Genomic DNA, 18905 nt, shown 5'->3' with positions numbered 1-18905 from the left:
CCTTTCTTACTCCGTCACGATGACCGGGGTTGGCTCCGGCGTGGCGGCGGGTGTGGCCGCCGGTGCGTTCTCCGGGGTGGGCGTCGGCGTTTGCTGGTTCGGCGTCAGAAGCGGCATGACCGGGTCCGCGGTCTCCAGCGCCGGGCCGGCGCCGCGATTGGCGCTGATCGACGGGGAGCGGGAGAGATCGCCCTGCTGCTCAATGTTAACGAGTCGACCTGTGTCATCGAAGGTCAGCGTGACGCGGCGCTGCTCCACCCCAGCGTAGGCCTTGTCCAACCGGTAGACGTAGTCCCACTCGCGGGAGTCGAAAGGCGCCTCCAGAAGCGGGCGTCCCATTACGTAGGTGACCTGCTCCTGGGTCATGCCCGGCTGTAGCTGGCTGACCATTTCTTGGGTCACCAGATTGCCCTGGGGGATGTCGCGCTTGTAGACGCCGACGTAGCTGCAGCCGCTGACGACGGTCAGGGCAACGGAAAGCGTAATGATACGAGTCAATTTTTGCATTTGGTCCTGTTCTTCACTATCGTGGTTTCGGTCGATGATACCCGACCTAACCTGTTACTGCGAAGAGCAACCATGGCCGATCAGAACCATGAACTACGCAAAGCCGGGCTAAAAGTGACCCTGCCGCGTGTCAAGATCCTGCAGATTCTCGAAAATGCTTCGGGCCAACACCACCTTAGCGCAGAAGAAGTGTATAAAACACTCATCGATGCGGGCGAGGATGTGGGGCTTGCGACCGTCTACCGCGTACTGACTCAGTTCGAGTCGGCGGGCCTTGTGATTCGTCACAATTTCGACGGCGGCCATGCGGTTTTCGAGATGACCCAGGAAGACCACCACGACCACATGGTGTGCCTGGAAAGCGGTGAGATTATCGAGTTCGTCGATGAGGTCATCGAACGGCGTCAGCAGGAGATCGCCGAAGAGCACGGTTTCGAGCTGATCGATCACGCGCTGGTGCTCTACGTGCGTCCCAAAGCCTGATACGCACAGTACTTTCGGCCGTATAACAAAAACGGTGCACGCCAAAAAACGCCCCTGCCGCGATCGCGGCAGGGGCGTTTTGGTTTTTATCGAACGTCGCTTTTCAGTGCGGTGGGCGCTGGCTGGCGTTGAGCATTTCGCGGGCGTGGGCCAGCGTCTGCTCCGAGAGTTTGACCCCACCCAGCATGCGCGCCAGCTCGCTCACCCGCCCTTTTTCATCGAGCAGCGCCATGTGCGTCAGGGTGCTGTCGCGTTTTGCCTGCTTTTCGATATGCAGGTGCTGATGCGCTTGGGCGGCCACCTGGGGCAGGTGGGTAACGGTCATCACCTGGCCCTTTTCACCGAGCCGGCGCAGCAGTTGGCCGACGATTTCGGCCGTAGCGCCAGAGATGCCCACATCCACTTCGTCGAACACCAGACTCGGGATAGTGGAGTGGCTGGCCGCGACCACCTGGATGGCCAGACTGATGCGTGAAAGCTCACCGCCAGAGGCGACCTTCGTCAGCGGGCGGGCCGGCTGGCCAGGGTTGGCGCTGATCAAAAACTGTACCTGATCCAGCCCGTCCTGAGCGGGCGTTTCGCGGCTCGAAACGGCCACCTCGAAGCGCGCCTTGCCCATGGCCAGAAACGCGAGCTGCTGCTGCACTTCCTTACTCAGTTTGCCGGCGGCTTTTTGACGCGCCTCGGAAAGCGCTCTGGCGTCCTGACGGTAGCGCTCACGGTATTCGGCGACCTGACTGCTTAACGACTCGAGGTCTTCATCGCTTGCCTCCAGCTGGGCCACTTCGCGGGCAAGCGACTGGTGCAGCGCGTAGAGTTCCTCCGGGGCGACGTGGTGCTTGCGCGCGATGCGATGCACATCCGTAAGGCGCTCGTCGACCCACGACAGGCGCTCCGGGTCGAGCTCGGTGACACTGGCAAAGCGGGCGAGCTCGCCCGTGGCCTCTTCGACCTGAATGCGGGCGTCCGAGAGCATCGCTAGCGTGTTGGCCAGCACGCCCTTGTCGCTGCCAGGCAGAGCGCTGAGCCGGGCATAAGCCTGATTGAGTAGCGAAAGTGCGCCGCCGTCATCGCTTTCACAGCACTCCACGGCGAACTGGGTTTCACGCAGCGTTTCTTCGGCGTGGGCAAGCGTCGACTGCTCCTCTTCGAGCACCTCGAGCTCACCTTCGCCCAGCGCCAGCTGGTCGAGCTCCTCGACCTGGTAGCGCAGAAGCTGGCGCCGCGCTTCGACTTCGCTCCCCGCTTCGCTGCGCTTTTTAAGCCGTGCGCGGGTCGCGCGCCACTCCTTGAAAGTCTCGGCCAGCGCCTGGCGCTTGCCCTTGAGACCGGCGTAGTCGTCCAAAAGCGCCAGGTGAGTCTCTTCGCGCATCAGCGCCTGGTGGGCATGTTGGCCGTGGACCTGAATCAGCAGCTCGCCAAGCGTCTTGAGATCGGCAATGGTCGCCGGCTGGCCGTTGATCCACGCCTTGGAGCGGCCGCTGGCGGTCACCACGCGGCGAAGCAAGCACTCCTGAGAGGAGAGCTCGCGCGCCTCGAGCCACTCGGCGGCGGCGGGCAGGCGGGCAATGTCGAAGTTGGCCGAAAGGTCGGTGCGTTCGCTGCCGTGGCGCACGCTCCCCGCGTCGGCGCGCTCGCCCAGGCAAAGCCCCAGGGCGCCGAGCAGGATGGATTTACCCGCCCCGGTCTCCCCGGTGATGGCAGTCATGCCGTCGGTCAAATCGAGTTCCAGACGGTCAACGATGGCGTAATCCTGAATGACGAGCTGAGTCAGCATAGGGCCTCCCGGGCAGGGCTCTATAGAAACTGGATGCTTATACAATGATTGTTGTTTTATACAGTAGTCGACAACTCACTTCAATGCCCCTCTTGAGATGCCAAACAAGGCCCCCATATAGCGTGCATACGCACTAATGAACCCGTTTATCTCACACACTTTATTTCAACCAGCGGGCGCTTACGCGCCGCGACCGCATTCAGGAGTACGGCATGGCGAAAGAACCGCAAACCCCGATCGATGACGAGCTGGCCCGCCAGGAGCAGGACGCCGAAGTAACCGAGCAGGCCGACGAAGAGCGCCTGATCGAAGGCGATCTCGAAGGTGTACTGGACGATGAGTCGCCGCTGGGTACCGAAACGTTCGCCGAAGGCGTGAGCAACCCGGAAGCCGAGGTGCTGGCGGCCCGCGTCGAGGAGCTCGAACAGAGTCTTTCCGAGGCGAAGGATCAGTCGCTCAGAGCGTCTGCCGAGGCCCAGAACGTGCGTCGCCGCGCCGAAGCGGAAGCGGAGAAGGCGCGCAAGTTCGCTCTCGAGAAGTTCGTCAAGGAGCTGCTGCCGGTGGTGGATAGCCTGGAAAAAGCGCTCGACAGCATGCAAGAGGATGCCTCTGATGCGCACCGTGAAGGTGTGTCCATGACGCTCAAGATGCAGCTCGACGTGCTCAACAAGTTCGGCGTCGAAAGCGTCGAACCCAGTGGCGAGCCCTTCGACCCGCAGGTTCATGAGGCCCTGACCATGGTGCCCAACCCGGAACTCGAGCCCAACACGGTAATGGAAGTCGTGCAGAAGGGGTATTTGCTCAACGGACGCCTGGTGCGCCCGGCGATGGTCGTGGTCAGCCAGAAAGCGGGCTAGTCGAGTTGGGGGATAATGCAAATTCCCCCCTTGAAAAGTTCACGGCGGCCCCCAGATAAAGGCCAACCCGCGGTAATCACCGCAGACCGATTGCAACAGTTTTTGTCACCACCGAATTCGAGGTTTTTGCTATGGGACGTATTATTGGTATTGACCTGGGCACCACCAACTCTTGCGTGGCGGTTCTCGACGGCGACAGCGCCAAGGTCATCGAAAACGCCGAGGGCGGCCGCACCACTCCCTCCATCATCGCTTACACCGATGACGGTGAAACGCTGGTCGGCCAGTCCGCCAAGCGCCAGGCGGTCACCAACCCGGAAAACACCCTGTACGCCATCAAGCGTCTGATCGGCCGTCGTTTCAAGGACGACGTCGTTCAAAAAGACATCAAGATGGTGCCGTACAAGATCGCCGAAGCCGATAACGGCGACGCGTGGGTCGAAGTCAAAGGCAAGAAAATGGCACCGCCGCAGGTCAGCGCGGAAGTGCTCAAGAAGATGAAGAAGACCGCCGAAGACTACCTCGGCGAAACGGTCACCGAGGCGGTCATCACGGTGCCAGCTTACTTCAACGACAGCCAGCGCCAAGCCACCAAGGATGCTGGCCGCATTGCCGGTCTCGACGTCAAGCGCATCATCAACGAGCCGACCGCTGCGGCCCTCGCCTATGGCATGGACAAGTCGCGCGGCGACAAGACCATCGCGGTCTATGACCTGGGTGGCGGTACCTTCGATATCTCCATCATCGAAGTGGCCGACGTCGACGGTGAAACCCAGTTCGAAGTACTCGCCACCAACGGCGACACCTTCCTGGGCGGCGAAGACTTTGACCTGTCGCTGATCAACTACCTGGTATCGCAGTTCAAGTCCGACAGCGGCATTGATCTGTCCGGCGACAATCTGGCCATGCAGCGTCTGAAAGAAGCCGCCGAGAAGGCCAAGATCGAGCTTTCAAGCGCCCAGCAGACCGACGTGAACCTGCCCTACATCACGGCAGACAACACCGGTCCCAAGCACTTGAACGTGAAAGTGACGCGCGCCAAGCTCGAGTCACTGGTCGAAGAGCTGGTTCAGCGCTCGCTCGAGCCGTGCAAGATGGCGCTGAAAGACGCCGGTCTTTCTGCCTCTGAAATCGACGACGTCATCCTCGTCGGCGGTCAGACGCGCATGCCGCTGGTTCAACAGAAAGCCGCTGACTTCTTCGGCAAGGAAGCGCGCAAGGACGTCAACCCGGACGAAGCCGTAGCCGTAGGCGCTGCGATTCAGGGTGGCGTACTGGGCGGCGACGTGAAAGACGTGCTGCTGCTCGACGTAACGCCGCTAACGCTGGGTATCGAAACCCTTGGTGGCGTCATGACGCCGCTGATCGAGAAGAACACCACCATCCCGACGAAGAAGACCCAAACCTTCTCCACCGCGGATGACAACCAGACGGCCGTGACCATTCACGCCGTGCAGGGTGAACGTAAGCAGGTTTCGCAGAACAAGTCGCTCGGTCGTTTCGATCTGGCCGACATTCCGCCGGCGCCGCGCGGCGTGCCGCAGATCGAAGTGGCCTTTGATCTGGACGCCAACGGCATCCTGAACGTCTCCGCGAAGGACAAGGCGACGGGTAAAGAGCAGTCCATCGTCATCAAGGCCTCGAGCGGTCTGTCGGACGAAGAAGTCGAGCAGATGGTGCGCGACGCCGAAGCTCACGCCGACGAAGACAAGAAGTTCGAAGCCCTCGTGCAGCTACGTAACCAGGCCGACGGCATGATTCACGCCACGCGCAAGACGCTGGAAGAAGCCGGCGACAAGGCGACCGATGAAGAGAAGCAAAACATCGAAACCGCCATCAGCGACCTGGAAGCCGCGGTGAAAACCGACGACCAGGACGACATCCAGAAGAAACTGGATGCGCTGACCGAGGCCTCTGGCCAGCTCGCGCAGAAGATGTATGCCGAGCAGGCAGATGCCTCTCAGGCTGCGGAAGGTCAGGAGGGCGAACAGGCCCAGTCCAAGCCGGAAGACGACGTTGTCGACGCCGAGTACGAAGAAGTCAACGACGAGCAGAAGAAGCAGTAACCGCTCTTTCTGTAAGGATCGCAGCAACGCGGGAGCCAGCTCCCGCGTTGCTGTTTCCAGGACCAAAACGATGATCACGGTTCGTACCGTCAAGAGCATACCCTAACCAGGAGGCGTAGGACCCATGTCCAAGCGCGATTACTACGAAGTCCTGGGTGTCGAAAAAGGGGCCGATCAGAAAGAGATCAAAAAGGCCTACCGCCGCCTGGCGCAAAAATTCCACCCTGACCGTAACCCGGATGACGAAACCGCCGCCGAGAAATTCCGCGACGTATCCGATGCCTACGAAGTACTCAGCGACGAGCAAAAGCGCGCTGCCTACGACCAGTTCGGCCATGCCGGCGTCGATGGCCAGGGCGGTGGCGGCTTTGGCGGCGGCGGTGGCGGCGCGGGGGATTTCAGCGATATCTTCGGCGACGTGTTTGGCGACATTTTCGGCGGTGGCGGCGGGCGTCGTCGTGGGCCCAACGCGCCGGCGCGCGGCTCGGATCTGCGCTATAACCTGGAGCTCGATCTGGAAAACGCGGTCGCTGGCACCACCGTCGACATTCGCGTTCCGCGCCATATCACCTGCGATCGCTGCGATGGCGACGGCGCCGAACCCGGCACCAGCAAGGACACCTGTCCGACCTGTCAGGGCATGGGCCAGGTGCGCATGCAGCAGGGCTTTTTCGCCGTGCAGCAGACCTGCCCGACCTGTCACGGCTCCGGCATGCAGATCAAGGTGCCGTGCCACAAGTGCAACAGCGAAGGCCGCGTGCGCGAAACTCGCACGCTCTCGGTCAAGATTCCGCCCGGCGTGGATACCGGCGACCGCATTCGCTTGAACGGCGAAGGCGAATCTGGTGTGAACGGCGGCCCGGCTGGCGATCTTTACGTGCAGGTGGCGATCAAGTCGCACCCGATCTTCCAGCGCGACGGCAAGCACCTGCAGTGCGACGTGCCGATCAACTTCGTCGACGCCTCGCTCGGCGGCGAGCTGGAAGTGCCCACACTCGACGGCCGCGTGAAGCTCAAGATTCCGCCGGAAACCCAAACCGGCCGGCTGTTCCGCCTGCGCGGCAAGGGCGTGAAGCCGGTTCGCGGCGGCGCCCCGGGCGACCTGCTCTGCAAGGTGGTGATCGAAACCCCGGTGAATCTGAACGAAGAGCAAAAGGACCTGCTGCGCCAGCTCCAGAAAAGCTTCGACGACAGCAACAGCCACAGCCACTCGCCGAAGAAAACCGGCTTCTTCGACAGCGTGAAGAAGTTTTTCGAAGAGATGAAGCCGTAGGAGCATGCCTGCATGCCCGTCGCGATGGTACAACTGTTCCGCTAGCGTCGCGATACGTTCGCCATTAGCGTACTAAGTCCCCGGTGCCCACCGGGGACTTTTTTGTTTTCGAGGAAGTCGGTCATGACTGGATTACAGGATCGCCCGGGGCTGGGCATTTTCTTACGCGTGTTGTCAGGCGTGATGTTCACCGGCATGTTCGTGTGTATCAAGGCGGTGAGCGAGGCGGTGCCGGTGGGCCAGTCGATCTTTTACCGCTCGCTGTTCGCGCTGATTCCGATCGTGATCTTTTTGGCGATTCGCCGGGAGTTTCCTCAGGGGCTTGCGACCCGGCGCCCGCTTGGGCATCTGTTGCGCTCGGGGTTGGGAGCGGCGGCGATGTTCTTCTCGTTCTCGGCGGTGGCGTTTTTGCCGGTGGCGGAAGCCACACTTCTGGTGCAGCTCTCGCCGATCTTCATGGCGGTGGGGGGCGTGCTGCTGCTGGGCGAGAAATTTTCGCTCTATCGCATGGGGGCCATCGCGCTGGCGCTGGCGGGCATGGCGGTGCTGGTTGTGCCGGAGCTAAGCGCGGGCAGCGGCGATGGGCGGCTTTTGGGCTACGCGCTGGGCACCGCCGGGGCGCTCTTGACGGCGGGCGCGCTGCTCACCATTCGGCATATCTCGCGCACCGAAACCGCCGGCTCCATCGCGTTTTACTTCATCGTGGTGTCGTCGCTGGCGGGGCTTGCCACGTGGCCGCTGGGCTGGGCCGACCTGACCGAGACCGAGTTCGCCCTGCTGGTGCTTTCGGGGCTGTTTGGCGGGGCGGGGCATATCGCCATGACGCTGGCGTTTCGCTACGCCGAGGTGTCGAAGCTCGCCCCGTTCGAGTACGTGGCGCTGGTCTGGCCGATCGCCGCGGACTGGGTGCTGTTCGGCATTCCCATCTCCAGCGGTTTCATTCTGGCGCTGCCGCTGATGCTGGCCGGGGTGGCGCTGGCCTCGCTCGAAGGCCGGCGCTTCAAACGGCCTCTTCGACGATGAGCTGGGGGCGGCCCTTCGAGCAGGGCTCGATGCGCGCCGCCACCCGGTAGACCTGGCGCAGAAGCGCCGGGGTGATGACGTCCTCGGTGGCACCGCAGGCGATCAGGCGGCCATAATCCAGCACCATGGCGGCGTCGGTGAAGCGCAGCGCATGATTCAAGTCGTGAAGCGCGACCAGAATCAGCATGCCGCGCTCGTCGGCCAGCCGTCGCAGTACGGTGAGCAGGTTGATCTGGCGGTTCAGGTCCAGCGCCGAGGTGGGCTCGTCGAGCATCAGGATTTCCGGCTCCTGCACCAATGCCTGGGCCGCACTCACCAGCTGGCGCTGGCCGCCGCTCAAATCCCCGATATCGCGCCCGCCGAGCGAGGCGATGCCGAGCTCGGCAAGCGCCCGGTCCACCTGCTCGAGATCCTCCGGCTGTACCTTCAGGCTTCGCCCCTGCATGCGCGCCAGCAGCACCGATTCATACACGCTCAGCACCGCCTTCGCGCCGGTGTCCTGGGGCATGTAGGCCACCGGGCGCTCGGCGGTTGTCTCTTCGATGCTGACCGTGCCGTCGCCTGCCACCAGCCCCAGAATACGGCGAAACAGCGTCGACTTGCCTGCCGCGTTGGGGCCCAGCAGCGCGACGACCTGGCCGCCGTGAAAGCGGGGCGTGGAGATGTCTTCGACGATGGTGCGCCGCCCGTAGCGGGCCGATACGCCGTCAAGCGTGAGAGTTACCATGAGCGAGTCACCATGACGTCTTCTTGTGGTTGAGCACCAGAAACAGGAAAAACGGGATGCCGACCAGTGAAGTGATGATGCCGATCGGAATGATCGTGCCGGGGATGATGAGCTTGGAGATCACCGAGCCCACCGAGAGAATCAGCGCGCCGCACAGCGCCGAGCCTGGCAGGAAAAAGCGCTGATCCTCGCCCAGCAGCATGCGCGCGATGTGCGGTCCGACCAGCCCGATGAAGCCGATGGTGCCGACGAACGCCACCGCCACGGCGGAAAGAAGCGACACCAGTACCAGCACTTCCAGGCGCAGTGAGCGCGGCTTGACGCCCATGCTTTCAGCCTTGGCGTCGCCCAGGCGCATGGCGGTCAGCGCCCAGCCGTGGCGCGCCAGAAGCGGCAGGATGGCGGCCAGTATGCCAAGCGCAATCCAGAACTTGGGCCAGGTCGCCTTGGTCAGGCTGCCCATGGTCCAGAACACCACCGCGGCCACCGCTTCCTGGCTGGCGAAAAACTGGATCAGCGCCATGAGCGAGTTGAAAATGAACACCATGGCGATGCCCAGCAGCACGATGGTTTCCACCGTGACGCCGCGCTTGAGGCTCAGTGCGTGGATCAAAAACGCCGTGAACATCGCCATCACGAAAGCGTTGATCGGCACCACGAACTCGATGGCGGCGGGCACGATGGCGACGCCAAAGGCCAGGCCCAGCGCGGCGCCGAAGCTCGCGCCAGCGGAAATACCCAGCGTAAAGGGGCTCGCCAGCGGGTTGCTCAGAATGGTCTGCATCTGCGCGCCGGCCACTGACAGACTCGCGCCCACCACCAGCGCCATCAGCGCTACCGGCATGCGAATCTCCCAGAGAATCACCCGCGCCTGGTCGCTGACGCTTCCCGGCGTCAGCAGGGCGGCGATGACTTCCGTGAGGCTGTAGCGCGCAGGTCCAAGCGCCAGATCGACGCACAGGCTGAAAAACAGGGCGACCACCAGCGCTGCAAGGATCAGCTGGCGGCGCACGACCTGGCTTTTATAGTGGCTGCGCCCCTGGGTCGTCGGCGCGGTCACGGCGCTGTCACTCATCATTCAGGGACATCCAGTAGCCGGGTTCATAATCGATTGGCAGAAAGCGCTCGTGAAGCTCTTCCATGGTCGCTTCCGGGTCGAGATCCTCGAACAGCTCTGGATGCAGCCACTTGGCCAACTGCTGGATCGCGACGAAGTAGTAGGGGCTGTTGTAGAACTGGTGCCAGATGGCATGCACGTTGCCGTCCGCTACCGCCTGTACGCCGGTCATGGCGGTGCGCTCGGTCAATGCGTCGAGCTTGTCGCGCGCGGCGTCCATGTCGGCACCCGGGCCCATGCCCACCCAGGCGCCGCCGGGCACGTAGGCGTCCCAGTTGCCGCCAGTCACCACCACGTGCTCCGGGCTTGCGGCGATGATCTGCTCCGGGTTGAGCGTGCCGAAGCTGCCGGGAATGATACCGTCGGCGATGTTGCTGCCACCGGCGAGCTCGACGTACTCGCCGAAGTTGCCGGGCCCGAAGCTCATGCAGCACTCGTCGGAGTAGCCGCCGGCGCGGTCGATGAACACGCTCGGCCGCGCCGGGTCGGCCTCATCGATGACGTCCGTTACGCGAGCGAGCTGCTCCTCGGCGAAGTCGATGAACGCCTCGGCGGCAGCGTCGTCGCCCATGATCTGGCCGATCAGGCGCATCGAGGGAATGGTGTGGGCCACCGGGTCTTCGCGAAAGTCGACGTAGACGATCGGGATATCGAGCTGGGCGAGCTTGTCGTCGTAGCCGGCATCTTCGGTGGCGGCCTTCGCTTCGAGGTTCATGAAGACCACGTCCGGCGAAAGCGAGGCGGCCTGCTCTACATCAAACGTGCCGTCCTTGAAGCCGCCGAAGGTGGGAATGTCGGTCATCTCGGGAAAGCGCTCGGCGTAGCGGGCATAGTTGTCCGGGTCCGCCTGGGAGAAGTCCTCGCGCCAGCCCACCACGTGCGTGAACGGTGCCTCGGGCTCGAGCAGGCCCAGCAGATAGATTTGACGCCCTTCGCCCAGGATGACGCGCTCGGCGGGGCCCTCCAGGCTAACGCTGCGCCCGGCAATGTCGACCACCTCGATGGGGTCGGCCAGAGCCGGCAGAGCGCCAAGCGTCGTGGCCAGCGTCAGCGACGTTAATAGGCCCGACGTTAAAACCGTGGACTTTGAAAAAGTGACGTTCATGGGCGGGTTCCGAAGAGTGAGTAAGGATGACCCCAACAGTCGTTCGACGTTCCGGATGGTTCGGCAAACTGGGTATGATTCGCATTTACATGGCGGCATTATCGAGAAATCTTGTGAAGCTGTACAGGGTCTGGCACGAAACTGTTCTGAATGGCGCAACGAATCGTTGCGCGCCCGCCAGTAGGCTCGGCGTGTATCGAAGGCGGTGAAATTGAGATAATGTGAATGTTTCTTGTTCAAGGAGAGCTGCATGCCGATTTCTCGCGCCGAAATTGCCACCCAGTCCGGTGGACGCCTGATCAACCGCCTCTGCAAGCACTGGTCGCACAAGCTCGAGGTCGAATACACCGAAAGCGATGCCAGAATCGTCTTTGCGGAGAAGGGCACCTGTCTGATGTACGCCGACGCCGACAAGCTCTCGGTGTCTATTGAAACGCTCGATGAAGCCTCTCTCGACCAGCTCGAAGGTGTGGTCGAGAACCACCTCGTGCGTATGGCGAAAGACGAGACGCTGGAAATCGTCTGGGAGAACTGAGTCCGGCGTCGAGCGCCTCTGATATACTCGCGCCATTTCACCCAACCGGGCCGCGCGCCCTCAAGGAGATTACATGACGCGAGTCGCTATCGTGGGCGTTGCCGGGCGCATGGGCCGCACGCTGGTCAGCGCCGTGAATGAAGATGCCGGCGCAACGCTTGCCGGCGGTATCGTCGAGCCGGGAAGCTCGCTGACCGGCGCCGATATCGGAGAGCTTGCCGGCTCCGGCAAGTGCGGCGTCGCCGCCGTCGACTCACTCGATGCAATCAAGGACGAGTTCGACGTGCTGATCGATTTCACCGCCCCGCAAGTGACGCTTTCAAACCTTGCGTTCTGCGCCGAGCACGGCAAGGCCATCGTGATCGGTACCACCGGCATGAACGATGACGAGCTTGACGCGCTCGATGGCTACCGTGACCGCGTGGCGATGGTCTTCGCCCCCAACATGAGCGTGGGCGTGAACCTGACGCTGAAGCTTCTGGAAACCGCCGCCCGGGCGCTGGGCGACGAAGGCTACGACATCGAGGTGATCGAAGCGCACCATCGCCACAAGGTCGACGCGCCGTCCGGCACCGCCATCCGCATGGGCGAAGTCGTCGCGAAAAGCCTCGACCGCACGCTCAAGGAGCACGGCGTGTTCGAGCGCGTCGGCCAGTGCGGGCCGCGCAGCGACACCGAGATCGGCTTTGCCACCGTGCGCGCCGGCGACATCGTTGGCGAGCACACGGTGATGTTCGCCACCGAAGGCGAGCGCATCGAGATCACCCACAAGGCCTCGAGCCGCATGACCTTCGCCAAGGGCGCGGTGCGCGCTGCGCGCTGGGTAGCGGGACAACCGGCCGGTTGCTTCGATATGCAGGACGTGCTGGGGCTGGCGGACGTTTGAGCCGTCATGGTGGCCAAAAGTGCTAGCCCGGGCGGCGAAAATGCTGTAACATTCCAAAAATTTTGGCCGGGCGATAGACATGTGAGCAAGAACTAAACGGCAAAGCGCTGCGCTTGTTGCACTGGCCTCACTTGAAAGCCGTTCGTATCACATGGCCCTGCCACGCAAGAACAACAAGCGGGATGAAACCGATTTTTAATTTGTCGGCTTCGTCCCGCTTTTTTACGACCCGACGTTTGCCCGCAAACGCCGACACCGGATCGCCGAGCCTGCGCCCACAGGCTCCCACCAGCATGGGAGAACGAGCCTTGAATAACCCCGCATTGAGCAAACCCGCAATACTGGCCCTGGAAGATGGCAGCGTGTTCCACGGCATTGCCATCGGCGCCGACGGCGTTACGAGCGGGGAGGTGGTGTTCAATACGGCCATGACCGGCTACCAGGAAATTCTCACCGACCCCTCCTATACCCGCCAGATCGTCACGCTCACCTACCCGCATATCGGCAACACCGGCATCAACACCGAAGACGTGGAGTCCGCCTCCATCGCCGCGGCGGGCCTGGTGATTCGCGATCTGCCCCTGATGGCGAGCAGCTTTCGCAGCCAGCAGAGCCTGAGCGAGTACCTTGAGAGCCAGAACGTGCTGGGGATCGCCGAGATCGACACCCGCCGCCTGACGCGCATTCTGCGCGACAAGGGCGCACAGAACGGCGCGATTTTGGCAGGCGCTGAGGCCGAAGGTGACGACGCCGTCGAGCGAGCGCTGGCGGCCGCGAAGGCGTTTCCGGGGCTCAAGGGGATGGACCTTGCAACGGAGGTCTCCTGCAAGGAGGCCTATGAGTGGAGCGAAGGCGAGTGGACCCTGGGCGCGGGCTACGCCGATACCACGACCATTGAGCGCCCCTACCACGTGGTGGCGTTTGATTACGGAGTGAAATTCAACATCCTGCGCATGCTGGCCGCTCGCGGCTGCCGCCTGACGGTGGTGCCGGCGCAAACCCCGGCGCAGGAGGTGCTGGCGATGAACCCGGACGGCGTGTTCCTGGCCAACGGCCCCGGCGACCCGGAGCCCTGCGACTACGCCATCAAGGCGATTCAGGAAGTGCTCGAAACCGACACGCCGGTGTTCGGCATCTGCCTGGGCCACCAGCTGCTGGCGCTGGCAAGCGGGGCGAAAACGGTGAAGATGAGCCACGGCCACCACGGCGCCAACCACCCGGTACAGGATCTGGACACCGGCACGGTCATGATCACGAGCCAGAACCACGGCTTCGCCGCGGACGAGGCGACGTTGCCCGCGAATCTGCGCGCCACGCATCGCTCGCTGTTCGACGGCACGCTGCAGGGCATCGAGCGCACCGACCGCCCGGCGTTCAGCTTTCAGGGTCACCCGGAAGCGAGCCCCGGCCCGAAGGACGTGTCGCCGCTGTTCGACCGCTTCATCGACCTGATGCAGGCGCGCCGCTGATCCGTCCGGCGCTTTAACCGTTTATTTCGCTGCTCATCGCCACTTTTTTGCGGGAACCGTTATGCCCAAGCGTACCGATATCAACACCATTCTCATCATTGGCGCCGGCCCGATCGTCATCGGCCAGGCCTGTGAATTCGACTACTCCGGCGCTCAGGCGTGCAAGGCGCTGCGCGAGGAAGGCTTCCGGGTCGTGCTGGTGAACTCCAACCCGGCCACCATCATGACCGACCCGGCCATGGCGGATGCTACCTACATCGAGCCGATCACTTGGCAGGCGGTGGAGAAGATCATCGAGGCGGAGAAGCCAGACGCCATCCTGCCCACCATGGGCGGCCAGACCGCGCTCAACTGCGCGTTGGATCTGGAAAAACATGGCGTGCTGGAAAAGCACGGCGTCGAGATGATCGGCGCCAACGCCGACGCCATCAACATGGCCGAAGACCGCGACCTGTTCGATCAGGCGATGAAGCGCATTGGCCTTGAGTGCCCGAAGGCGAAGGTTGCGCACACCATGGACGAGGCCTGGGAGATCCAGGCGGAGCTCGGCTTTCCGACCATCATTCGCCCCTCCTACACCATGGGCGGCTCCGGCGGCGGCGTGGCCTACAACAAGGAGGAGTTCGAGGAGATCTGCACCCGCGGGTTCGAGCTTTCCAACAACCATGAGCTCTTGATCGACGAGTCGCTTTTGGGGTGGAAGGAGTACGAGATGGAGGTCGTTCGGGACAAGAACGACAACTGCATCATCGTCTGCGCGATCGAAAACTTCGACCCGATGGGCGTGCACACCGGCGACTCGATCACCGTGGCCCCGGCCCAGACGCTGACGGATAAAGAGTACCAGATCATGCGCGACGCCTCTCTGGCGGTGCTGCGCGAGATCGGCGTCGAAACCGGTGGCTCCAACGTCCAGTTCGGCATGGACCCGCAAACCGGGCGCCTGGTGGTCATCGAGATGAATCCGCGGGTCTCGCGCTCATCGGCCTTGGCCTCCAAGGCCACGGGCTTCCCGATCGCCAAGATCGCCGCGAAGCTCGCCGTCGGCTACACCCTGGACGAGCTGCAAAACGACATCACCGGTGGCGCGACCCCGGCCTCCTTCGAGCCGTCCATTGACTACGTCGTCACCAAGATTCCGCGCTTCACCTTCGAGAAGTTCCCCCAGGCCAACGACCGCCTGACCACCCAGATGAAGTCGGTGGGCGAGGTGATGGCGATCGGTCGTACCTTCCAGGAATCCCTGCAGAAGGCGCTGCGTGGCATGGAGACCGGCAACGACGGCCTCGACCCGATTTTCGAGCAGTTCACCGATGAGGCGATGGCGCAGATCAAGGGCGAGCTGCAGGCCGCTGGCGCCGAGCGCATCTTCTTCGTGGCCGACGCGATGCGCGCCGGCATGAGCGTGGAAGAGGTCTTCGCGCTGACCAACATCGATCGCTGGTTCCTGGTTCAGCTGGAAGACTTGATCCTGACCGAGAAGGCGGTGGCCGAGCGTAACCTTTCCGACTTCACCGCTCAGGAGCTCTACCGCCTCAAGCGCAAGGGCTTTGGCGATGCGCGGCTGGCCAAACTCCTCAATGTCAGCGAAAAGGCGTTCCGCCAGGCCCGCCAGGCCGCCGGCATTCGCCCGGTCTACAAGCGGGTCGATACCTGCGCGGCCGAGTTCGCCTCCAGCACCGCCTACATGTACTCCACCTATGAGGAGGAGTGCGAAGCAGACGTATCCGATCGCCAGAAGATCATGGTGCTCGGCGGCGGGCCGAACCGCATCGGCCAGGGCATCGAGTTCGACTACTGCTGCGTTCACGCCGCCTTTGCCATGCGCGACGACGGCTATGAGACCATCATGGTCAACTGCAACCCGGAAACCGTCTCCACTGACTACGACACCTCGGATCGCCTCTATTTCGAGCCGGTGACCCTCGAGGACGTGCTCGAGATCGCGGACAAGGAGAAGCCGGCCGGCGTGATCGTCCAGTTCGGCGGCCAGACGCCGCTGAAACTCGCCCGCGAGCTCGAAGCCGCCGGCGTGCCGATCATCGGCACCACGCCGGACGCCATCGACCGCGCCGAGGATCGTGAGCGCTTCCAGCAGATGATCGACAAGCTGGGGCTCAAGCAGCCGCCCAATGCCACTGCGCGCAGCTTCGACGACGCCTTCGCCAAGGCCGAGACCATCGGCTACCCGCTGGTGGTACGGCCAAGCTACGTGCTCGGCGGGCGCGCCATGGAGATCGTCTACGACGCCTCCGAGCTCGAGAACTACATGACCAACGCGGTGAAGGTCTCCAACGACTCGCCGGTGCTGCTGGATCACTTCTTGAGCGCGGCGGTCGAGGTCGATATCGACGCGGTTTCCGACGGTGAGCAGGTCGTGATCGGCGGCATCATGCAGCACGTCGAGCAGGCGGGCGTCCACTCCGGTGATTCCGCCTGCGCGCTGCCGCCCTACTCGCTGCCAGCGGATGTGCAGGACGAGATGCGCGATCAGGTCAAGCGCATGGCGGTCGAACTCGGCGTGAAGGGGCTGATGAATGTGCAGCTTGCCTGGCAGGACGGCGAGATCTACGTCATCGAGGTCAACCCGCGCGCCTCGCGTACCGTACCGTTCGTGTCCAAGTGCATCGGCACCTCGCTTGCTCAGATTGCCGCGCGCTGCATGGCCGGCACCACACTTGCCGCCCAGGGCTTCGAGCGCGAAATCGTGCCGCACTTCTACAGCGTCAAGGAAGCGGTGTTCCCGTTCAACAAGTTCCAGGGCGTCGACCCGATCCTTTCGCCGGAGATGAAGTCCACCGGTGAGGTAATGGGTTCCGGCGAGACCTTCGCCGAGGCGTTCTTCAAGGCGCAGCTTGGCGCCGGCGAGGCGATTCCGGCCCTCGACGGTCCGCGCAAGGCATTCCTTTCCGTGCGCGAGCCGGACAAGGCGGGGATTATCGAAGTCGGGCGTTCTCTGCTAACATTGGGCTTCACGCTATGTGCCACCCGCGGCACGGCCGCCGCACTCGAAGCGGCCGGTCTCGAGGTCGAGCACGTCAACAAGGTATATGAAGGCCGCCCCCATATCGTCGATTCGCTCAAGAACGACGAGATCGCCTATATCGTGAACACCACCGAAGGTCGTCAGGCAATCAACGACTCTTCGATCATTCGCCGTACTGCTCTCGCGCGCAAGGTGCCCTATGCGACCACTTTGGCGGGCGCCAATGCCGTTTGCATGGCGCTGGAGTACGGCCGGCAGATTACGGTGCGGCGCCTTCAGGATTTGCATGCAGGAGCGAGTCAATGAACAAGGTCCCGATGACCGTCGCGGGCGAAAAAAGCCTTCGCGAAGAGCTCAATCACCTCAAGGGCGAAGCGCGCCCTACGGTGATTGCGGCCATCGCCGAGGCGCGTGAGCACGGTGATCTCAAGGAGAACGCCGAGTATCACGCCGCCCGCGAGCAGCAGGGCTTCATCGAAGGGCGCATTCAGGAGATCGAAAGCAAGCTCTCCGGCGCCCAGGTGATCGACGTGACCAAACTGCCCAAAACCGGCAAGGTGATCTTTGGGGTGACCGTGTCGCTTTTGAATCTCGATAGCGACGCCGAGGTGACCTACCGGATCGTCGGCGAGGACGAAGCCGATATCAAGTCCGGGCGCATCTCGGTCACCTCACCGATCGCCCGCGCGCTGATCGGTAAGGAGGAGGGCGACGTGGTGGTGGTGAAAACGCCAGGTGGCGACGTCGAGTACGAAATCGAAAGCGTCGAGCACATTTAGCTCGCTCGAAGGCCGGCGCGCAAAGCGCCGGCCCACGAAAAAGCCCGAAGAGCATGACTCTTCGGGCTTTTTTGATGCCGCCAGGTTTTACCAGGGCGGTGCTTGCCGGTGCGACGCGGCGCCGAGCAGGCGTTAGTGGCGGCCGTGATGGTTCTCGAAGCGGGTCACGTTGGAGAGCTTCGGGTTGGCCTTCGGGTTGCGGCGATAAAACAGCGCCATTTTGCCGATGGTTTGAATGAGTTCGGCGCCGCCTTCGGTGGCAAGCTCCTGAATCATCGCTGCGCGGTCGTCCCGCTCGGGCAGGGCCAGCTTGACCTTGATCAGCTCGTGGTCTCTGAGCGCGCGGTCGAATTCGGCGAGCAACGTCTCGGAGATGCCGTTTTCAGAGACCGTCACGACAGGGTTCAGGTGATGGCCAATGCTGCGAAATGCTTTCTTTTGTGCCTGTGACAAGCTCATGGTATCTTGCGGTATCCCGGTTTGCGCTTAACGCTCCATCTTACGGTGAAACGCCGTCGAGTGAAAGCGCCCCTCCCGGCACTTTCTCACATTCACTCTTCACGCCCAGATATAGACGCCCCATGCAGCAAAAGCCCCCAGGTCAAAAACGCGCCGCCAGCAAGACCAGCGCCAGCTGGATGAAGGAGCATTTCGACGACCAGTACGTCAAGCAGAGCTGGCAGGACGGCTACCGCTCCCGGGCAAGCTACAAGCTTCTGGAGCTCGACGAGAAGGACAGGCTCTTTCGTCCCAACATGACGGTGATCGATTTGGGCGCCGCCCCTGGCGGCTGGAGCCAGGTCGCCGCCGAGAAGGTCGGCATCGACGGCGTGGTGATCGCCTCCGACATTCTCGAGATGGACGCTTTGGCCGGCGTGGACTTCGTTCAGGGCGATTTCACCGAACAGAGCGTGCTGAACGCGATCCTCGAAAAGCTCGGCGACCGCCGGGTGGACCTTGTGATGTCGGACATGGCCCCCAATATGAGCGGTATGGCCGCCATCGACCAGCCACAGGCGATGTATCTGGTCGAGCTCGCCCTGGAACTTGCACGAGAAACCCTGCCCAAGGGCGGTACGTTTCTGGCCAAGGTGTTTCAGGGCGAGGGCTTCGATGCCTACCTCAAGGAGCTCAAGGGGTCGTTCGACCGCGTGGTGACGCGCAAGCCCGGTGCTTCCCGTGCACGCTCTCGGGAAGTCTACTTCCTGGCCCAGGGCTTTCGCGGTTAACGCCCGTAATACGAAAAACTTATCAAGGCGATTGCCGAGCCGGCAGGCGCAAAGCGTGTCACACTGCTCAAAAGCGGGATGGCACG

Annotated in this window: 18 protein-coding genes; 11 read left to right on the top strand and 7 right to left on the bottom strand. The window is 62.7% G+C overall.

The features are described 5' to 3' along the window. Positions 1-6: 6 nt before the first annotated feature. A complete protein-coding gene (locus tag OCT39_RS15420; RefSeq protein WP_263585320.1) occupies positions 7-507 on the bottom strand; it encodes an outer membrane protein assembly factor BamE in 501 nt (166 codons plus the stop codon). A gap of 72 nt (positions 508-579) precedes the next feature. Here OCT39_RS15420 and fur point away from each other — a divergent pair, with 72 nt between their 5' ends. After that, positions 580-990 carry a ferric iron uptake transcriptional regulator gene (gene fur, locus OCT39_RS15415; protein WP_263585319.1) on the top strand — a complete coding sequence of 137 codons (411 nt, stop codon included), beginning with the start codon at positions 580-582 and terminating at the stop codon, positions 988-990. Between the two features lie 103 nt (positions 991-1093). Here the strand turns inward: fur and recN are convergent, their stop codons facing one another. Beyond that, complete coding sequence (gene recN / locus OCT39_RS15410; protein WP_263585318.1) at positions 1094-2767, bottom strand: DNA repair protein RecN; 1674 nt, start codon at positions 2765-2767, stop codon at positions 1094-1096. A gap of 212 nt (positions 2768-2979) precedes the next feature. Here recN and grpE point away from each other — a divergent pair, with 212 nt between their 5' ends. The 4 genes from grpE (at position 2980) to OCT39_RS15390 (ending at position 7986) form a co-directional block, all read left to right on the top strand. Further along, a complete protein-coding gene (gene grpE / locus OCT39_RS15405; protein ID WP_263585317.1) occupies positions 2980-3624 on the top strand; it encodes a nucleotide exchange factor GrpE in 645 nt (214 codons plus the stop codon). A gap of 131 nt (positions 3625-3755) precedes the next feature. Then, the gene (gene dnaK, locus OCT39_RS15400) at positions 3756-5690 is read left to right on the top strand and encodes a molecular chaperone DnaK (protein WP_263585316.1); all 1935 of its coding nucleotides are present in this window, start codon (positions 3756-3758) and stop codon (positions 5688-5690) included. A gap of 124 nt (positions 5691-5814) precedes the next feature. Then, the gene (dnaJ, locus tag OCT39_RS15395; RefSeq protein ID WP_263585315.1) at positions 5815-6963 is read left to right on the top strand and encodes a molecular chaperone DnaJ; all 1149 of its coding nucleotides are present in this window, start codon (positions 5815-5817) and stop codon (positions 6961-6963) included. A gap of 123 nt (positions 6964-7086) precedes the next feature. Continuing rightward, positions 7087-7986 carry a DMT family transporter gene (locus OCT39_RS15390; RefSeq protein WP_263585314.1) on the top strand — a complete coding sequence of 300 codons (900 nt, stop codon included), beginning with the start codon at positions 7087-7089 and terminating at the stop codon, positions 7984-7986. Here OCT39_RS15390 and OCT39_RS15385 read toward each other — a convergent pair. From OCT39_RS15385 to OCT39_RS15375, 3 genes are read right to left on the bottom strand one after another with little or no spacing between them, the layout of a single operon-like run. Further along, positions 7964-8713 carry an ABC transporter ATP-binding protein gene (locus tag OCT39_RS15385; protein ID WP_263585313.1) on the bottom strand — a complete coding sequence of 250 codons (750 nt, stop codon included), beginning with the start codon at positions 8711-8713 and terminating at the stop codon, positions 7964-7966. The genes OCT39_RS15390 and OCT39_RS15385 overlap by 23 nt on opposite strands. 7 nt (positions 8714-8720) lie before the next feature. Then, positions 8721-9788: a FecCD family ABC transporter permease gene (locus OCT39_RS15380; protein WP_263587356.1), complete on the bottom strand. Its 1068-nt coding sequence runs from the start codon at positions 9786-9788 to the stop codon at positions 8721-8723. Next, positions 9781-10935: an ABC transporter substrate-binding protein gene (locus OCT39_RS15375; protein WP_263585312.1), complete on the bottom strand. Its 1155-nt coding sequence runs from the start codon at positions 10933-10935 to the stop codon at positions 9781-9783. Before OCT39_RS15375 ends, OCT39_RS15380 begins: the two co-directional genes overlap by 8 nt. Positions 10936-11185: 250 nt before the next feature. Here OCT39_RS15375 and OCT39_RS15370 point away from each other — a divergent pair, with 250 nt between their 5' ends. Both OCT39_RS15370 and dapB read left to right on the top strand, forming a co-directional pair. Continuing rightward, entirely contained in the window at positions 11186-11470 is a 285-nt protein-coding gene (locus tag OCT39_RS15370) for a DUF2218 domain-containing protein (protein WP_263585311.1), read from the top strand. A 73-nt stretch (positions 11471-11543) separates the two neighbouring features. Next, positions 11544-12356, top strand: a complete 813-nt coding sequence (dapB, locus tag OCT39_RS15365) for a 4-hydroxy-tetrahydrodipicolinate reductase (protein WP_263585310.1) — start codon at positions 11544-11546, stop codon at positions 12354-12356. A 127-nt stretch (positions 12357-12483) separates the two neighbouring features. On the opposite strand, the gene OCT39_RS15360 is transcribed toward dapB, so the two are convergent. Beyond that, positions 12484-12651: a hypothetical protein gene (locus tag OCT39_RS15360; RefSeq protein ID WP_263585309.1), complete on the bottom strand. Its 168-nt coding sequence runs from the start codon at positions 12649-12651 to the stop codon at positions 12484-12486. A 28-nt stretch (positions 12652-12679) separates the two neighbouring features. On the opposite strand from OCT39_RS15360, the gene carA reads away from it, so the two are divergent. The 3 genes from carA to greA all read left to right on the top strand — a co-directional run bounded on the left by carA (position 12680) and on the right by greA (position 17590). Further along, positions 12680-13825 (top strand): glutamine-hydrolyzing carbamoyl-phosphate synthase small subunit, encoded by a 1146-nt coding sequence (gene carA, locus OCT39_RS15355; RefSeq protein ID WP_263587355.1) that lies wholly within the window; start codon positions 12680-12682, stop codon positions 13823-13825. Positions 13826-13886: 61 nt separating this feature from the next. Continuing rightward, positions 13887-17117, top strand: a complete 3231-nt coding sequence (gene carB / locus OCT39_RS15350; protein ID WP_263585308.1) for a carbamoyl-phosphate synthase large subunit — start codon at positions 13887-13889, stop codon at positions 17115-17117. Continuing rightward, the gene (gene greA, locus OCT39_RS15345) at positions 17114-17590 is read left to right on the top strand and encodes a transcription elongation factor GreA (protein ID WP_252108378.1); all 477 of its coding nucleotides are present in this window, start codon (positions 17114-17116) and stop codon (positions 17588-17590) included. Before carB ends, greA begins: the two co-directional genes overlap by 4 nt. Positions 17591-17722: 132 nt before the next feature. Here greA and OCT39_RS15340 read toward each other — a convergent pair whose 3' ends face one another. Then, positions 17723-18049 (bottom strand): YhbY family RNA-binding protein, encoded by a 327-nt coding sequence (locus tag OCT39_RS15340; RefSeq protein WP_263585307.1) that lies wholly within the window; start codon positions 18047-18049, stop codon positions 17723-17725. Positions 18050-18171: 122 nt separating this feature from the next. Between OCT39_RS15340 and rlmE the strand changes: the two genes are divergently transcribed. Beyond that, entirely contained in the window at positions 18172-18819 is a 648-nt protein-coding gene (gene rlmE, locus OCT39_RS15335; RefSeq protein ID WP_263585306.1) for a 23S rRNA (uridine(2552)-2'-O)-methyltransferase RlmE, read from the top strand. The last annotated feature ends 86 nt before the right edge of the window (positions 18820-18905 follow it).

The sequence above is a fragment of the Halomonas sp. GD1P12 genome (assembly GCF_025725645.1).
GTDB lineage: Bacteria > Pseudomonadota > Gammaproteobacteria > Pseudomonadales > Halomonadaceae > Vreelandella.
This window is presented reverse-complemented; position numbering and strand designations above follow the sequence as displayed.

What these genes read in the sequence shown, in the direction of transcription:
- OCT39_RS15420 (WP_263585320.1), bottom strand. Translation starts at nt 507, where the DNA reads ATGCAAAAATTGACTCGTATCATTACGCTTTCCGTTGCCCTGACCGTC.
- fur (WP_263585319.1), top strand. Translation starts at nt 580, where the DNA reads ATGGCCGATCAGAACCATGAACTACGCAAAGCCGGGCTAAAAGTGACC.
- recN (WP_263585318.1), bottom strand. Translation starts at nt 2,767, where the DNA reads ATGCTGACTCAGCTCGTCATTCAGGATTACGCCATCGTTGACCGTCTG.
- grpE (WP_263585317.1), top strand. Translation starts at nt 2,980, where the DNA reads ATGGCGAAAGAACCGCAAACCCCGATCGATGACGAGCTGGCCCGCCAG.
- dnaK (WP_263585316.1), top strand. Translation starts at nt 3,756, where the DNA reads ATGGGACGTATTATTGGTATTGACCTGGGCACCACCAACTCTTGCGTG.
- dnaJ (WP_263585315.1), top strand. Translation starts at nt 5,815, where the DNA reads ATGTCCAAGCGCGATTACTACGAAGTCCTGGGTGTCGAAAAAGGGGCC.
- OCT39_RS15390 (WP_263585314.1), top strand. Translation starts at nt 7,087, where the DNA reads ATGACTGGATTACAGGATCGCCCGGGGCTGGGCATTTTCTTACGCGTG.
- OCT39_RS15385 (WP_263585313.1), bottom strand. Translation starts at nt 8,713, where the DNA reads ATGGTAACTCTCACGCTTGACGGCGTATCGGCCCGCTACGGGCGGCGC.
- OCT39_RS15380 (WP_263587356.1), bottom strand. Translation starts at nt 9,788, where the DNA reads ATGAGTGACAGCGCCGTGACCGCGCCGACGACCCAGGGGCGCAGCCAC.
- OCT39_RS15375 (WP_263585312.1), bottom strand. Translation starts at nt 10,935, where the DNA reads ATGAACGTCACTTTTTCAAAGTCCACGGTTTTAACGTCGGGCCTATTA.
- OCT39_RS15370 (WP_263585311.1), top strand. Translation starts at nt 11,186, where the DNA reads ATGCCGATTTCTCGCGCCGAAATTGCCACCCAGTCCGGTGGACGCCTG.
- dapB (WP_263585310.1), top strand. Translation starts at nt 11,544, where the DNA reads ATGACGCGAGTCGCTATCGTGGGCGTTGCCGGGCGCATGGGCCGCACG.
- OCT39_RS15360 (WP_263585309.1), bottom strand. Translation starts at nt 12,651, where the DNA reads ATGCTGGTGGGAGCCTGTGGGCGCAGGCTCGGCGATCCGGTGTCGGCG.
- carB (WP_263585308.1), top strand. Translation starts at nt 13,887, where the DNA reads ATGCCCAAGCGTACCGATATCAACACCATTCTCATCATTGGCGCCGGC.
- greA (WP_252108378.1), top strand. Translation starts at nt 17,114, where the DNA reads ATGAACAAGGTCCCGATGACCGTCGCGGGCGAAAAAAGCCTTCGCGAA.
- OCT39_RS15340 (WP_263585307.1), bottom strand. Translation starts at nt 18,049, where the DNA reads ATGAGCTTGTCACAGGCACAAAAGAAAGCATTTCGCAGCATTGGCCAT.
- rlmE (WP_263585306.1), top strand. Translation starts at nt 18,172, where the DNA reads ATGCAGCAAAAGCCCCCAGGTCAAAAACGCGCCGCCAGCAAGACCAGC.